We start from the raw sequence: 14,804 nt of genomic DNA, 5'->3' as shown, positions 1-14,804 counted from the left end.
GCACCGCCGGAGACCGCCCAGGGAGCCACCGCCCCCGGGCCGGCGCCACCCCGAGCAGAACCCGAGAAGAGACAGGCAGATGACTGAGCACGCCGCAACCCCCCGTCGTGGGGACCACCCGGCCGCCCACGCTCCGGGTCAGCAGACCATCGAGACCATGACCGGCGCACAGTCGCTCATTCGCTCGCTCGAGGCCGTCGGGGCCGACACGGTCTTCGGCATTCCGGGCGGTGCCATCCTCCCTGCGTACGACCCGCTGATGGACTCCACCAAGGTCCGGCACATCCTGGTCCGCCACGAGCAGGGCGCCGGCCACGCCGCGACCGGCTACGCGCAGGCCACCGGCCGGGTCGGCGTCTGCATGGCCACCTCGGGCCCCGGCGCCACCAACCTGGTCACCCCGATCGCCGACGCCTACATGGACTCCGTCCCGATGGTCGCGATCACCGGCCAGGTCGCCTCCAAGGCGATCGGCACGGACGCCTTCCAGGAGGCGGACATCTGCGGCATCACGATGCCGATCACCAAGCACAACTACCTGGTCACCGACCCCGCCGAGATCCCCCGGGTGATCGCCGAGGCCTTCCACATCGCCGCCACCGGCCGCCCCGGCCCGGTCCTGGTCGACATCGCCAAGGACGCCCTGCAGGCCACCACCACCTTCCGCTGGCCGGTCGAGACCTCGCTGCCCGGCTACCGCCCGGTCACCAAGCCGCACGCCAAGCAGATCCGCGAGGCCGCCAAGCTGCTGGTGAACTCCAAGCGCCCGGTGCTGTACGTCGGCGGCGGCGTGCTGAAGGCCAACGCCGGCGCGGAGCTGCGCATCCTGGCCGAGCTGACCGGCGCCCCGGTGGTCACCACCCTGATGGCGATCGGCGTCTTCCCGGACAGCCACCCGCAGCACCTGGGCATGCCCGGCATGCACGGCTCGGTCCCCGCGGTCACCGCGCTGCAGAAGTCCGACCTGCTGTTCACCCTGGGCGCCCGCTTCGACGACCGGGTCACCGGCAAGCTCGACTCGTTCGCCCCGAACGCCAAGGTCGTGCACGCCGACATCGACCCCGCCGAGATCGGCAAGAACCGCCCGGCGGACGTCCCGATCGTCGGCGACGCCCGCGAGGTGCTGGCCGACCTGATCGTCGCCGTCCAGGCCGAGTTCGACGCCGGCCACCGCGGCGACTACGCGGACTGGTGGACCAAGCTGAACCAGTGGAAGCAGACCTACCCGCTGGGCTACGAGCCCGCCCCCGAGGGCATGCTGTCTCCGCAGCAGGTGATCGAGCGGATCGGCCAACTGGTCGGCCCGGACGCCATCTACGCCGCGGGCGTCGGCCAGCACCAGATGTGGGCCAGCCAGTTCATCAAGTTCGAGAAGCCCGCCACCTGGCTGAACTCCGGCGGCGCCGGCACCATGGGCTACGCCGTCCCGGCCGCGATGGGCGCCAAGGCCGGTCAGCCCGACGTCCCGGTCTGGGCGATCGACGGCGACGGCTGCTTCCAGATGACCAATCAGGAACTGACCACCTGCAGCCTGAACAACCTGCCGATCAAGGTCGCGGTCATCAACAACGGTTCGCTGGGCATGGTCCGCCAGTGGCAGACGCTGTTCTACAACCAGCGCTACTCCAACACCGTCCTGCACTCCGGCCCCGGCCATGACGGCATCGAGCAGCCCGCCCAGGGCACCCGGATCCCGGACTTCGTGAAGCTGTCCGAGGCGATGGGCTGCGTCGGCCTGCGCTGCGAGCGCCCCGAGGACCTGGACGCCGTCATCAAGCAGGCCATGGAGATCAACGACCGCCCGGTGGTCATCGACTTCATCGTCCACCAGGACGCCATGGTCTGGCCGATGGTCGCGGCCGGCACCAGCAACGACGAGATCCAGTTCGCCCGGGGCGTCCGCCCCGACTTCGGCGACGACCAGGACTGACGGACCAGAAAGCGATGACCACCATGTCCAAGCACACCCTGTCCGTCCTGGTCGAGAACAAGCCCGGCGTGCTCGCCCGGATCGCCGCACTGTTCTCCCGCCGCGGCTTCAACATCGACTCGCTGGCGGTCGGCCCGACCGAGCACCCCGACATCTCCCGGATGACCATCGTGGTCAACGTCGAGGAGCTGCCGCTGGAGCAGGTCACCAAGCAGCTCAACAAGCTGGTCAACGTGATCAAGATCGTCGAACTGGACCAGACCCAGGCCGTCCAGCGCGAACTGATCCTGGTGAAGGTCCGCGCCGACGCCGAGACCCGCTCCCAGGTCACCGAGATCGTCCAGCTGTTCCGCGCCAAGACCGTCGACGTGTCGCCCGACGCGGTGACCATCGAGGCGACCGGCGCATCGGACAAGCTGGAGGCCATGCTGAAGATGCTGGAGCCTTACGGCATCAAGGAGTTGGTGCAGTCCGGCCTGGTCGCGATCGGCCGCGGCGCCCGCTCCATCACCGACCGCTCGCTGCGCGCGCTCGACCGCACCGCCTGACGCGGCCCGTCTTACACCCTGAGCAGTACCACCGAACCCCCGCCGGGTGCGCCTACGGTAGGAACCCCCGGCAACACCACCACGCAAGGAGATGTGCCCCCGTGGCCGAGCTGTTCTACGAAGACGACGCCGACCTGTCCATCATCCAGGCCCGCAAGGTCGCGGTCATCGGCTACGGCAGCCAGGGCCACGCCCACGCGCTGTCGCTGCGCGACTCGGGCGTCGACGTCCGCGTCGGCCTGCTGGAGGGCTCCAAGTCCCGTGCCGCCGCCCAGGAGGCCGGCCTGCGCGTGGTCACCCCGTCCGAGGCCGCGGCCGAGGCCGACGTCATCATGATCCTGGTGCCGGACCCGATCCAGGCCGACGTCTACAAGGAGGCTATCGAGCCGAACCTGAAGGCGGGCGACGCCCTGTTCTTCGGCCACGGCCTGAACATCCGCTTCGGCTTCATCCAGCCGCCGGCCGACGTCGACGTCTGCATGGTCGCCCCGAAGGGCCCGGGCCACCTGGTCCGCCGCCAGTACCAGGAGGGCCGCGGCGTTCCGTGCATCGTGGCCGTCGAGCAGGACGCCACCGGCAAGGGCTTCGACCTGGCGCTGTCCTACGCCAAGGGCATCGGCGGCACCAAGGCCGGCGTCATCAAGACCACCTTCACCGAGGAGACCGAGACCGACCTGTTCGGTGAGCAGGCCGTCCTCTGCGGTGGCACCGCCGCCCTGGTCAAGGCCGGCTTCGAGACCCTGGTCGAGGCGGGCTACCAGCCCGAGATCGCCTACTTCGAGTGCCTGCACGAGCTGAAGCTGATCGTCGACCTGATGTACGAGGGCGGCCTGGAGAAGATGCGCTGGTCGGTCTCCGAGACCGCCGAGTGGGGCGACTACGTCACCGGCCCCCGCATCATCACCGCCGACACCAAGGCCGAGATGAAGAAGGTCCTGACCGAGATCCAGGACGGCACCTTCGCCAACACCTGGATCGCCGAGTACAAGGCCGGTCTGCCGAAGTACAACGAGTACAAGAACGCGGACGCCGACCACCTGCTGGAGACCACCGGCAAGAAGCTCCGCAAGCTGATGAGCTGGGTCGACGAGAACGCCTGATCCTCGCCATCCAGGTTGTACAACAAGGCTGTTCCCGTCCGGGTGATTTCGCCGGACGGGAGCAGTCCCCCCGGCGCCCCGCCGATAGACTCCCGAATACGCGTCAGGCCCACAGCGTCGTGCGTCTAGCTACGCGACATGCCACCTTCCCCCGCCCAGTGCACGCCACCTTCGTGTGGCGGGGTGAACCGGACAGTTAAGGACAACACTGTCGTGAGCAAATCTGTCGTTCTGATCGCTGAAGAGCTCTCGCCGGCCACGGTGGACGCGCTGGGCCCCGACTTCGAGATCCGGCACTGCAACGGCGCCGACCGCGCCGAGCTGCTGACCGCGATCGCCGACGTGGACGCCATCCTGATCCGCTCCGCCACCAAGGTGGACGCCGAGGCACTGGCCGCCGCGAAGAAGCTCAAGGTGGTCGCCCGCGCCGGCGTCGGCCTGGACAACGTGGACGTCGCCGCCTCCACCAAGGCCGGCGTGATGGTCGTCAACGCGCCGACCTCCAACATCGTCACCGCCGCCGAGCTCGCCTGCGGCCTGCTGATCTCGGTCGCCCGCAACATCGCGCCCGCCAACGCCGCGCTCAAGGGCGGCGAGTGGAAGCGCAACAAGTACACCGGCGTCGAGCTCAGCGAGAAGACCCTCGGCGTGGTCGGCCTCGGCCGGATCGGCGTGCTGGTCGCGCAGCGGATGTCCGCGTTCGGCATGAAGATCGTCGCCTACGACCCCTACATCCAGGCCGCCCGCGCGGCCCAGATGGGCGTCAAGCTGCTCTCGCTCGAGGAGCTGCTGGAGGTCGCGGACTTCATCACCGTGCACCTGCCGAAGACCCCGGAGACCATCGGCCTGATCGGCGACGAGGCGCTGCACAAGGTCAAGCCGAGCGTGCGGATCGTCAACGCCGCCCGCGGTGGCATCGTCGACGAGGAAGCGCTGCTGCGCGCCCTCCAGGACGGCCGGGTGGCCGGTGCCGGCCTGGACGTGTACGCCAAGGAGCCGTGCACCGACTCGCCGCTGTTCGCCCTCGACAACGTGGTCGCCACCCCGCACCTGGGCGCCTCCACCGACGAGGCCCAGGAGAAGGCCGGCATCGCCGTCGCCAAGTCCGTGCGCCTCGCGCTGGCCGGCGAACTGGTACCGGACGCGGTCAACGTCCAGGGCGGCGTGATCGCCGAGGACGTGCGCCCGGGCCTGCCGCTGGCCGAGAAGCTCGGCCGGATCTTCACCGCGCTGGCCGGCGAGGTCGCCGTCCGCCTCGACGTCGAGGTCCGCGGCGAGATCACCCAGCACGACGTCAAGGTGCTCGAACTCTCCGCGCTGAAGGGCGTGTTCGAGGACGTGGTGGCCGAGACGGTGTCCTACGTCAACGCCCCGCTGTTCGCCCAGGAGCGTGGCGTCGAGGTCCGCCTGACCACCTCCAGCGAGTCGCCCGAGCACCGCAACGTGATCACCGTCCGCGGCACCCTGGCGGACGGCGGCGAGGTGTCGATCTCCGGCACCCTCTCCGGCCCGAAGCTGACCCAGAAGATCGTCGGCGTGGACGGCTTCGACGTGGACGTGGCCCTCACCGACCACATGGCGTTCTTCCACTACGAGGACCGCCCCGGCGTGGTCGGCACCCTCGGCCGGATCCTCGGCGACGCCGGCATCAACATCGCGGGTATGCAGGTCGCCCGCGACGGTGACAACGCGCTCGCCTCGATCACCGTGGACACCGAGGTCTCGCAGGAGGTCCTCGCCGAGATCGCCGGCGCCATCGGCGCCCGCTTCGCCCGCGCGGTGAACCTCGGCTGACGCCCCCTCAGCGCCCCCGAACGGCCCTTCCGACCTTGAGGCGGAAGGGCCGTTCGCATACCCGGTGGTCGTTGCCGTCTCAGATAGTAGGAAATCCAAGTAATTCGGCGACACCGCGGCCCGCCCGCCGTACTGTGGAGTAGTCATACGGTGCGCCACCCCCGCAACGCCGGGGAGCGTGGCCCGTGTGCACGTACGCGGTGCGGCAGGCGACCCCTGCCAGGCGTACTTCTTGTAGTCACCACCCTCGCGCGCTGCTGCGCCCCCGTATGCAAGGAGCCCGGTATGCCTTTCGTCGCAGACCGCACCACCGCCCCCACCACCGCCACCGCCGTCGCCACGCTCGTCCAGCGCCGGCGCCGCCGCGCCCAGGCCGACCCCCGCGCTGCCGCCGCCCTGCAGCGCGCCCTCGACCGGCGCGACAACGGCGCCCCCGCCGAGCACTGAGCCGCACGCACGCCACTGCGCCAGCCGGGTGACTTACCGTCACCCATGCGGTGAACGTCCGCACCCGGCCCGGCGGCCCCTCCTAGGTTGGGCGGGGTGCGTACCGCCCTCGGCCTTCTCGCCACCCTCGCCCTGCTCGCCCCGGCCACCCCGGCCCATTCGGTCGGGACACCCGGGTCCAACACCGCCGTGCTGCTGGAGTTAGCCACCGAACCCGCCGCCACCGCCTGGCAACGCGCCCAGGACGGCGCCCGGCGTGAACACCGCACCCCCGACCAGACCCGGCGCGCCGCGGCCGCCGCCGGCAGCGCCCAGCGCGCCGCCGCCGACCGCTCGCTGGACGCCCTCACCGCCACCCTGCGGCACGCCGTCCCCGACGCCCGCCCGCTGTACCGCACCCGCACCCTGGTCAGCGGCCTCGCCCTGCGGCTGCCCGCCGGCCAACTCCCGCGCCTGGCCGGCCTGCCCGGCGTCAAGGCCGTCCACCCCGTGGCGCTCAAACAGCGCACCAACGGGTACGCGGTGCCGCTCACCGGCGCCCCCAAGGTGTGGGACGGCCCGGAGGGGCACGCCGGAGAAGGCGTCCGGATCGGCATCGTCGACTCCGGCATCGACTACACCCACGCCGACTTCGGCGGCCCCGGCACCCCCGAGGCCTACGCCGCCGTGGACGGCGCCGAGCCCGCGCCCGCCGGACTCCTCCCCAGCGACAAGGTGATCGGCGGCAAGGACCTGGTCGGCGACGACTACGACCCCGACCCGGCCGCCGAACACCCGCAGCCCGTCCCGCACCCCGACGACAACCCGCTCGACTGCGCCGCCAACGGCCACGGCACCCACGTCGCCGGCACCGCCGCCGGCCTCGGCGTCACCGCCGACGGCAAGCCCTACCGCGGCCCCTACCGGCCCGGCCTGAACCCCGCCGACTTCAAGGTCGCCCCCGGCGCGGCCCCCGGCGCCCAGCTGTACGCCATCAAGGTGTTCGGCTGCCACGGCTCCACCGACCAGCTCGCCGCCGCCCTCGACCTGGCCGCCGACCCCAACGGCGACGGCGACCTGAGCGACCGCCTCGACGTGGTCAACCTCTCCCTCGGCAGCCCGTTCGGCAGCCCCGACGACGCCGACGCCCTCGCCGCCGACCGGCTCGCCGCACTCGGCACCCTGGTGGTCGCCGCCTCCGGCAACGAGGGCGACGTGTACGGCGTCGGCGGCAGTCCCGGCACAGCGGGCCGAGTGCTCACCGCCGCCGCGTCCGTCGACCCGCACGGCGACGCCGACGGCATCACCGTGCTCGCCCCCGCCGCTCTCGCCGGAACCGTCCCCGCACACTGGAGCGGCCGGTACACCCAGTGGGACACCGCCACCGTCAGCGGCGAACTCGCCGTCCCCGCCCAGGACTTGGACGGCTGCGAGGCCTTTGGCGCCGACGATCTCGAACGGCTGCGCGGAAAGATCGCCGTCCTGCGCTGGACCACCAAGGACGCCGACCGGGCCTGCGGCTCCGCCCCGCGCGCCGACCACGCCGCCGACGCCGGAGCCATCGGCGCGCTGTACGCCGCCGACGGCGACGACCTCGGCGAGATCGCCGGCGACGAACGGATCCCCGCCGCGATCCTGGCCCGCGCCGACGGCGAACGCCTCCTCGCGGGCCTGCGGGACGGCCCCGTCACCGTCCGGCTCGCCACACCCGGCAACCCGCTGCACGGCGCCGTCCCGCAGGACCAGCCGCAACGCACCGACACCCTCGCCACGTTCACCTCCCGCGGCATCGGCGTCGACGGCATCGTCAAACCCGACCTGGCCGCACCCGGCGAAACCGTCTGGTCCGCGAAAGCCGGCTCCGGCAGCGCCGGCATGCGCGAGGACGGCACCTCCATGGCCACCCCGCACCTGGCCGGCCTCGCCGCACTGGTCCGCTCCGCCCACCCCGAACTGGGCGCCGCCGAGATCAAGGCCGCACTCATGAACACCGCCACCGACACCTACCGGCACGACAACCGCACCGGCCCCGTCTACGGCCCCGAACGCACCGGCAGCGGCCGGGCCCGCGCCGACGACGCCATCCGCACCCCCGTCCTCGCCTACGGCACCCAACTCGACGGCGCGGTCGGCGTCTCGTTCGGCGTGGTCGAAGCCACCGGGGCCCTCACGGCCACCCGCGAGGTCGAGGTCCGCAACCTGGGCGACCGCCAACTCGCCTACGGCGTCGGCTACTCCGGCTCCACCTCCGTCCCCGGCGCATCGTTCGCACTCTCACCCGCCCGGGTCGTCCTCCCGCCGCACGGCACCGCGACCGTCACCGTCACCCTCCGCCTCACCAGCGGCCTCGGCCGCGCCCCCGACCCCACCCTCGACCTGATCCAGGCCGGCCACCCCCGCACCTACCGCGGCGAACTCTCCGGCCGCCTCACCCTCACCCCCACCGACGCCACCCTGCCCGCCCTCCGCGTCCCCCTCTTCGCCGCCCCGCGCCCCGCCACGGACGCCACCGCGTTCGGCACCCCCAGCGCCTTCGCCGTCACCGGCGGCATCCGCCCCGACCTGCTCACCGTCCTGCAACCCGGCGGCGAAGGCTCCGGCGAGCTGCGACACGCTGCCGCCGCCGTCGACGACCAGGGCACCCTCTACCTCGCCGCCGTGCTGGCCGCCCCCACCGCCACCCCCGTCGGCGCCTCCGCCGTCCGCGCCACCCTCGACCTCGACGGCGACGGCACCCCCGACGCCACCGTCACCGCCGAACGCCTCCCCGGCAGCGACGTCCTGGTCGCCCGCACCCGCGACGCCCGCACCGGCACCGAACTCGACGTCCAACCCCTGGGCGGCCGTTGGGGCGACACCGACACCGCCCTGCTCGACTCCGACACCGTCCTCCTCCCCGTCCGCCTCGCCGTCCTCCCCCCGGCCACCAACCTCCACTACACCCTCCGGACCGCCACCACCCTCGGCCCGTACCCCGTCGATCTCACCCGCCCCACCCCGGTCCTCCACCCCGTCCGCCCCGGCGAGCTCGTCCACACCCCGCTGCGCGACGCCCTGCTGATCCACCACCTGAACCGGGTCGGGCACCGCGTCCAGGTACTCACTCCGAAGGGTGATCCCGGGCGGGAAACCACCCGGTAGCCTGACAGCACAGGCCAGAATCCCCGCCATGGGAGCACTGATGAGCGTCGACCCGTACCCGGACTGGCTCCGCCCGCCGGTCGGCGGCTACACCGCCGACGACCTGGACCGACTGCCGGACCTCCCGCCGCACACGGAGTTGATCGACGGGAGCCTGATTTTCGTGAGTCCGCAGGCGAAGTTCCACATTCGGGTCATCCTGACGCTGCACATGGCGTTGGCGGCAGCCGTTCCCGACGGGTGGGAATCCTGGCCGTTGATGACGGTGAAGCTGGACGACAGGAACCGGCCGGAGCCCGACCTCGTGGTGGTCAACAGCGCATCGGACAAGGGGCTTGGGCAGACCTACTTCCTGGGCAGGGACGTTCTGCTCGCAGTCGAGGTTGTCTCGCCCGAGTCGCGGACACGCGACCGCGAGATCAAGCCCCTCAAGTACGCTGCCGCCGGCATCCGCTACTTCTGGCGGGTGGAGAACGTCGATGACCGACCCGTCGTCTACACCTACGAGTTGGACCCGGCGACCAACCGCTACACCCCCACCGGGATCTTCCACCACCGCCTCAAGGTCGAGCACCCCTTCCCCGTCGACATCGATCTGACCTGACACCCCCCGTCCGGATCGTGGACGCCGCGTGCTCAGGGCCTGGGACGGTTGTACTGTCCGAAACATGTCTCGCACCATTCGTCTCGCAGTGATCCCGGGTGACGGCATCGGCCAGGAGGTCGTGGCCGAGGGCCTCAAGGTGCTTCGTGCCGCCCTGCCCTCCGATGTGAAGCTGGAGACCACCGAGTACGACCTCGGTGCCCGGCTGTACCACCGGACCGGGGAGACCCTGCCGGACGCGGTGCTGGAGGAGCTGAAGGGGCAGGACGCCATCCTGCTCGGCGCGATCGGTGACCCGAGCGTGCCGTCGGGCGTGCTGGAGCGCGGGCTGCTGCTGAAGCTGCGGTTCGCCTTCGACCACCACATCAACCTCCGCCCCGGCAAGCTGTTCCCGGGCGTGCAGTCGCCGCTGGCGGGGCAGCCGGAGATCGACTTCGTGGTGGTCCGCGAGGGCACCGAGGGCCCGTACGTCGGCAACGGCGGCACGCTGCGCACCGGCACTCCGCAGGAGGTCGCCACCGAGGTCAGCCTGAACACCGCGTTCGGCATCGAGCGGGTCGTCCGGGACGCGTACCGTCGCGCCCAGGCCCGTCCGCGCAAGAAGCTGACGCTGGTCCACAAGAACAACGTGCTGGTGCACGCCGGCCACCTGTGGACCCGGATCTTCGAGCAGGTCGGCCGGGAGTTCCCCGAGGTCACCACCGACTACCTGCACGTGGACGCGGCGACGATCTTCTTCGTCACGCAGCCCGAGCGGTTCGACGTGATCGTCACCGACAACCTGTTCGGCGACATCCTGACCGACCTCGCCGCGGCCGTCACCGGCGGCATCGGCCTGGCCGCGTCCGGCAACATCAACCCGAGCGGCGACTTCCCGTCGATGTTCGAGCCGGTGCACGGCTCCGCCCCGGACATCGCCGGACAGGGCAAGGCCGACCCGACCGCCACCGTGCTCTCGGTCGCCATGCTGCTGGAGCACCTCGGCTTCGCCGCCGAGGCCGCCCAGGTCGAGGCCGCGGTCGCCGCGGACCTCACCGCGCGCACCGGCCCCCGGTCCACCTCCGCGGTCGGCGACGCGCTCGCCGCCCGAGTATCGGGCTGACCGGCCGGATCACAATTCCGGCCGACGGGCCGGTTCATAGACGTACAGCCTCCCGGCTGTTCGGCACGGCCCTCTGGATGCGAGTATCGACAGTGGGCCGTGCCGTCATGCGTTCCTCCGCCCGGCGGTGGCCCAGCCAAACCCCACGGTGAAGGACAGACAGCCATGAGCACGCCCACCCAGGCGCCCATCACGTTCGACCTCAAGCCCTCGGCGCAGCCGCTGTCCGACGCGGAGCGCGAGGCCCGACTGGCCAACCCCGGCTTCGGCCGGATCTTCACCGACCACATGGTGACCATCCGCTGGACCGAGGGCCGCGGCTGGCACGACGCCCAGCTGACGCCGTACGCGCCGCTGGAGATCGACCCGGCCAACATGACGCTGCACTACGGCCAGGCGATCTTCGAGGGCCTGAAGGCCTACCGCCAGGCCGACGGCTCCATCGCGACCTTCCGCCCGGAGGCCAACGCGGAGCGCTTCCAGGCCTCCGCCCGCCGCCTGGCGATGCCCGAACTGCCCGTCGAGGCCTTCGTCGAGGCGGTCGAGCTGCTGGTCCAGCAGGACCAGGCGTGGGTGCCGAACCAGCCGGAGCAGAGCCTCTACCTGCGTCCGTTCATGTTCGCCACCGAGGTCGGGCTGGGCGTGCGCCCCGCCAACTCCTACATCTTCATGATCATCGCCTCGCCGGCCGGCGCGTACTTCCCCGGCGGCGTCAAGCCGGTCTCGGTCTGGCTCTCCGAGGACTACGTGCGCGCCGCGCCGGGCGGCACCGGCGCCGCGAAGTGCGCCGGCAACTACGCGGCCTCCCTGGTCGCCCAGGCCGAGGCCGCCGCCAAGGGCTGCGACCAGGTGGTCTGGCTGGACGCCGCCGAGCACAAGTGGGTCGAGGAGATGGGAGGCATGAACCTCTACTTCGTCGTCGGCGAGGGCGAGAACGCCACCGTCGTCACCCCCGAACTCTCCGGCGCCCTGCTCCCCGGCATCACCCGCGACTCGCTGCTCGCCCTCGCGGGCGACCTCGGCTACCGCTCCGAGGAGCGCAAGATCTCCACCGGCGAGTGGAAGCAGGGCAACGCCGACGGCACCATCACCGAGGTCTTCGCCTGCGGCACCGCCGCCGTCATCACCCCCGTCGGCCACGTCAAGTCCGCCACCGCCGACTGGACCATCGGCACCGGCGAGCCCGGCCCCATCACCATGCAGCTCCGCGAGGCCCTCCTCGCCATCCAGGGCGGCCAGCGCCCGGACACCCACAACTGGCTTCACAAGATCGTCTGACGACGCCGGCCCGGGCATTCCATGGCGGAATGCCCGGGCTGACAACCTTTGGCGCGGCGGCACGTTGGGCTCGGTGACAGAAGGAGCCTGCCGTGTGTGCGATCGAACCGGAAGACCCGTACCTGGTGGCCGACTTCCTCGCCATGGAGACCCCGGAGGGCTACCGCACCGAGCTGGTCGCGGGCGAGATCGTGGTGTCCCCACCGCAGGACGGCGGCCACGACACCGTGATCAGCCGGGTCCTCCGGCAGGTGTTCCGTTCGGGGGGGTGACTTCGACGCCGGCCTGCGGAAGGGGCTGATCGTGCCGGGAGGCTACTACATCCCCGACGCGATGTTCACCGAGCGGAACGCGATGAACGGACAACCGCCGTGGTGGGTGCCGTCCGGTGTGGTGCTGGTGCTGGAGGTGACCTCGCGGCTGCCGATCCGGGAGCGCGCCATCAAGAGGCTGGGATACGCGGCGGCGGGGATCCCGCTGTACCTGCTGGTGGACCGCAGCGTCGACGAAGTGGTGCTGCACAGCATCCCGGCCCACGGTGATTACGCCACCACCGGAACGGTGCCCGTCGGTGTCTTGCTCCCGCTGCCCGAGCCGTCCGGGTTCGAGCTCGACACGGCCGAGCTGTTCGCGTAGCCGTTTCGGATGGCGAGACGGGTCTGTCGTATCGCGGACCGTGTGCAAGACTGCAAAGGTGTCCTCGCTTTCGCTGATTATTAGCAGCAGGCGCGCCGGTCCGCAGTGACCGCTTCCGTGGCAACACCCTGATCGCGGAGCGACCACCAGCGTCCAGACCCGCGCGCAGACCTCTCGCACCCGCGAGGGGTCTTTTGTTTTGTCCCGGACCGGCCCGGGCCCTCACGAGGGGGCCGGAGACACCGGGGGAGCGCGCGGGATGCTGGACAGTGGAGCCGGATTCCGATCCCGGCAAAATGCATGAAAATACTCCACCGAACGGAGAACCCAGGGCCATGACCGAGGCCAACGACCGTCCGCACGACGGCTTCCACGTCTTCGACACCACGCTCCGCGACGGCGCCCAGCGTGAGGGGATCAACCTCACCGTGGCGGACAAGCTGGCCATCGCGCGCCACCTGGACGAGTTCGGCGTCGGCTTCATCGAGGGAGGCTGGCCCGGCGCCAACCCCCGGGACACCGAGTTCTTCGCCCGCGCGCAGGCCGAACTGGAGCTGAAGAACGCCCAGTTGGTGGCGTTCGGGGCGACCCGCCGGGCCGGCGGGAAGGCTGCCGAGGACCCGCAGCTCGCGGCGCTGGTGGCGTCCGGCGCGCCGGTGGTGACGCTGGTGGCGAAGTCGCACGACCGGCATGTGGAGCTGGCGCTGCGCACCACGCTGGAGGAGAACCTGGAGATGGTCCGGGACAGCGTGGAGTTCCTGCGCTCCCAGGGCCGCCGGGTGTTCATCGACTGCGAGCACTTCTTCGACGGGTACCGGGCGAACCCGGAGTACGCGCTGGCCGTGGTCAGGGCCGCCCACGAGGCCGGCGCGGACGTGGTCGTGCTGTGCGACACCAACGGCGGGATGCTGCCGTCCGGTGTGCGCGAGATCGTCGCGACGGTGCTGGCGGAGACGGGTGCCCGGCTGGGCATCCACGCGCAGGACGACACCGGCTGCGCGGTCGCCAACACGCTGGCCGCGGTGGACGCGGGCGCCACGCACGTGCAGTGCACCGCGAACGGCTACGGCGAGCGGGTCGGCAACGCCAACCTGTTCCCGGTGGCAGGGGCGCTGGAGCTGAAGTACGACCGCCGGGTGCTGCCGGCCGGCAGTCTCGCCGAGATGACCCGGATCTCGCACGCCATCGCCGAGGTGGTGAACCTGACCCCGTCCACCCACCAGCCGTACGTCGGCTTCTCGGCGTTCGCGCACAAGGCGGGCCTGCACGCCTCGGCGATCAAGGTGGACCCGGACCTGTACCAGCACATCGATCCGGAGCGGGTCGGCAACACCATGCGGATGCTGGTGTCCGACATGGCGGGCCGGGCGTCGATCGAGCTGAAGGGCAAGGAGCTGGGCTACGACCTGTCCAGCGACCGTGACCTGGCGGGCCGGGTGGTGGCCCGGGTGAAGGCGCAGGAGAACCTGGGCTACACCTACGAGGCGGCGGACGCGTCGTTCGAGCTGCTGCTGCGCGACGAGGTGAACGGCGGCGAGCGGCTGCGGTTCTTCGAGCTGGAGTCCTGGCGGACCATCAGCGAGCAGGGCCCGGAGGGCCGGGCGGGCAACGAGGCCACGGTGAAGCTGTGGGCGCGGGGCGAGCGGAAGGTCGCCACCGGCGAGGGCAACGGCCCGGTGGACGCGCTGGACAAGGCGCTGCGGGCGGCGCTGGAGCCGATCTTCCCGCCGCTGGCGAAGCTGGAGCTGGTGGACTACAAGGTCCGCATCCTGGAGGGCCAGCACGGTACGGGCTCGAAGACCCGGGTGCTGATCCAGTCCACCGACGGCACCGGGACGTGGTCCACGGTCGGGGTGGCGGACAACGTGATCGCGGCGTCCTGGGTGGCGCTGGAGGACGCGTACACCTACGGCCTGCTGAGGGCCGATCAGCGGCCGTAACCGCGGTCGGTGCGAGGAAGTGCCCAGGGGGCGTGCGGATGGCTCCGCACGCCCCCTGCTGGCGTGGCCATGCCCCTGTCTCGTCAGCGCAGGCGGGCGAGGAGGGCGTGCTCGACGAGGGTGATGAGTGCGCTCTTGGCGCTGTCCCGGCGTCGGGCGTCGAGGGTGATGATCGGGATGTCCGCGTTGAGCTGGAGGGCTTCGCGGACTTCGTCGCCGGTGTGGGGCTGGTGTCCGTCGAAGCCGTTGAGGGCGACGACGAAGGGGAGTCCCGAGTTCTCGAAGTAGTCGAGGGCGGGGAAGCA

General features: G+C 71.3%; 12 protein-coding genes and 1 pseudogene. 12 read left to right on the top strand and 1 reads right to left on the bottom strand.

Features of this window, described 5'->3' with window-relative positions:
- The first annotated feature begins 79 nt into the window (after window positions 1-79).
- From ACFYS8_RS07035 to cimA, 12 genes are all read left to right on the top strand, one after another.
- Complete coding sequence (locus ACFYS8_RS07035) at window positions 80-1,930, top strand: acetolactate synthase large subunit (protein ID WP_387636944.1); 1,851 nt, start codon at window positions 80-82, stop codon at window positions 1,928-1,930.
- Between the two features lie 23 nt (window positions 1,931-1,953).
- Complete coding sequence (gene ilvN / locus ACFYS8_RS07030) at window positions 1,954-2,478, top strand: acetolactate synthase small subunit (RefSeq protein WP_387638821.1); 525 nt, start codon at window positions 1,954-1,956, stop codon at window positions 2,476-2,478.
- A 101-nt stretch (window positions 2,479-2,579) separates the two neighbouring features.
- Window positions 2,580-3,578 (top strand): ketol-acid reductoisomerase, encoded by a 999-nt coding sequence (ilvC, locus tag ACFYS8_RS07025; RefSeq protein ID WP_387636941.1) that lies wholly within the window; start codon window positions 2,580-2,582, stop codon window positions 3,576-3,578.
- A 213-nt stretch (window positions 3,579-3,791) separates the two neighbouring features.
- Window positions 3,792-5,372, top strand: coding sequence for a phosphoglycerate dehydrogenase (serA, locus tag ACFYS8_RS07020; RefSeq protein WP_387636939.1), 1,581 nt, complete (start codon window positions 3,792-3,794; stop codon window positions 5,370-5,372).
- A 285-nt stretch (window positions 5,373-5,657) separates the two neighbouring features.
- Window positions 5,658-5,819, top strand: coding sequence for a hypothetical protein (locus ACFYS8_RS07015; protein WP_387636936.1), 162 nt, complete (start codon window positions 5,658-5,660; stop codon window positions 5,817-5,819).
- A 96-nt stretch (window positions 5,820-5,915) separates the two neighbouring features.
- Window positions 5,916-8,939, top strand: coding sequence for a S8 family serine peptidase (locus ACFYS8_RS07010; protein ID WP_387636933.1), 3,024 nt, complete (start codon window positions 5,916-5,918; stop codon window positions 8,937-8,939).
- A 28-nt stretch (window positions 8,940-8,967) separates the two neighbouring features.
- The gene (locus tag ACFYS8_RS07005; RefSeq protein WP_387636931.1) at window positions 8,968-9,543 is read left to right on the top strand and encodes a Uma2 family endonuclease; all 576 of its coding nucleotides are present in this window, start codon (window positions 8,968-8,970) and stop codon (window positions 9,541-9,543) included.
- Window positions 9,544-9,607: 64 nt separating this feature from the next.
- A complete protein-coding gene (locus ACFYS8_RS07000) occupies window positions 9,608-10,645 on the top strand; it encodes a 3-isopropylmalate dehydrogenase (RefSeq protein ID WP_387636929.1) in 1,038 nt (345 codons plus the stop codon).
- A gap of 165 nt (window positions 10,646-10,810) precedes the next feature.
- Window positions 10,811-11,923: a branched-chain amino acid aminotransferase gene (locus ACFYS8_RS06995; RefSeq protein WP_387636926.1), complete on the top strand. Its 1,113-nt coding sequence runs from the start codon at window positions 10,811-10,813 to the stop codon at window positions 11,921-11,923.
- Window positions 11,924-12,015: 92 nt separating this feature from the next.
- Window positions 12,016-12,195 (top strand): hypothetical protein, encoded by a 180-nt coding sequence (locus tag ACFYS8_RS06990; protein ID WP_387636924.1) that lies wholly within the window; start codon window positions 12,016-12,018, stop codon window positions 12,193-12,195.
- A gap of 31 nt (window positions 12,196-12,226) precedes the next feature.
- On the top strand, window positions 12,227-12,559 hold the full coding sequence (locus ACFYS8_RS06985) for a Uma2 family endonuclease (protein WP_387636921.1): 333 nt from the start codon (window positions 12,227-12,229) through the stop codon (window positions 12,557-12,559).
- Window positions 12,560-12,894: 335 nt separating this feature from the next.
- Window positions 12,895-14,499: a citramalate synthase gene (gene cimA, locus ACFYS8_RS06980; protein WP_387636919.1), complete on the top strand. Its 1,605-nt coding sequence runs from the start codon at window positions 12,895-12,897 to the stop codon at window positions 14,497-14,499.
- Between the two features lie 83 nt (window positions 14,500-14,582).
- Here the strand turns inward: cimA and ACFYS8_RS06975 are convergent.
- Window positions 14,583-14,804, bottom strand: a pseudogene (locus tag ACFYS8_RS06975) (ATP-binding protein); the annotation flags it as partial.

The organism is Kitasatospora sp. NPDC004615, assembly GCF_042873545.1.
Lineage (GTDB): Bacteria > Actinomycetota > Actinomycetes > Streptomycetales > Streptomycetaceae > Kitasatospora.
Note: the sequence above shows the minus strand (reverse complement) of the source record. Positions and strands in the feature narration are given on the sequence as shown.

Bases quoted from the DNA above. Each gene is read 5' to 3' on its own strand.
- cimA (WP_387636919.1), top strand. From the start codon at position 12,895: ATGACCGAGGCCAACGACCGTCCGCACGACGGCTTCCACGTCTTCGAC.
- ilvN (WP_387638821.1), top strand. From the start codon at position 1,954: ATGTCCAAGCACACCCTGTCCGTCCTGGTCGAGAACAAGCCCGGCGTG.
- ACFYS8_RS07035 (WP_387636944.1), top strand. From the start codon at position 80: ATGACTGAGCACGCCGCAACCCCCCGTCGTGGGGACCACCCGGCCGCC.
- ACFYS8_RS06995 (WP_387636926.1), top strand. From the start codon at position 10,811: ATGAGCACGCCCACCCAGGCGCCCATCACGTTCGACCTCAAGCCCTCG.
- ACFYS8_RS07000 (WP_387636929.1), top strand. From the start codon at position 9,608: ATGTCTCGCACCATTCGTCTCGCAGTGATCCCGGGTGACGGCATCGGC.
- ACFYS8_RS07005 (WP_387636931.1), top strand. From the start codon at position 8,968: ATGGGAGCACTGATGAGCGTCGACCCGTACCCGGACTGGCTCCGCCCG.
- ACFYS8_RS07015 (WP_387636936.1), top strand. From the start codon at position 5,658: ATGCCTTTCGTCGCAGACCGCACCACCGCCCCCACCACCGCCACCGCC.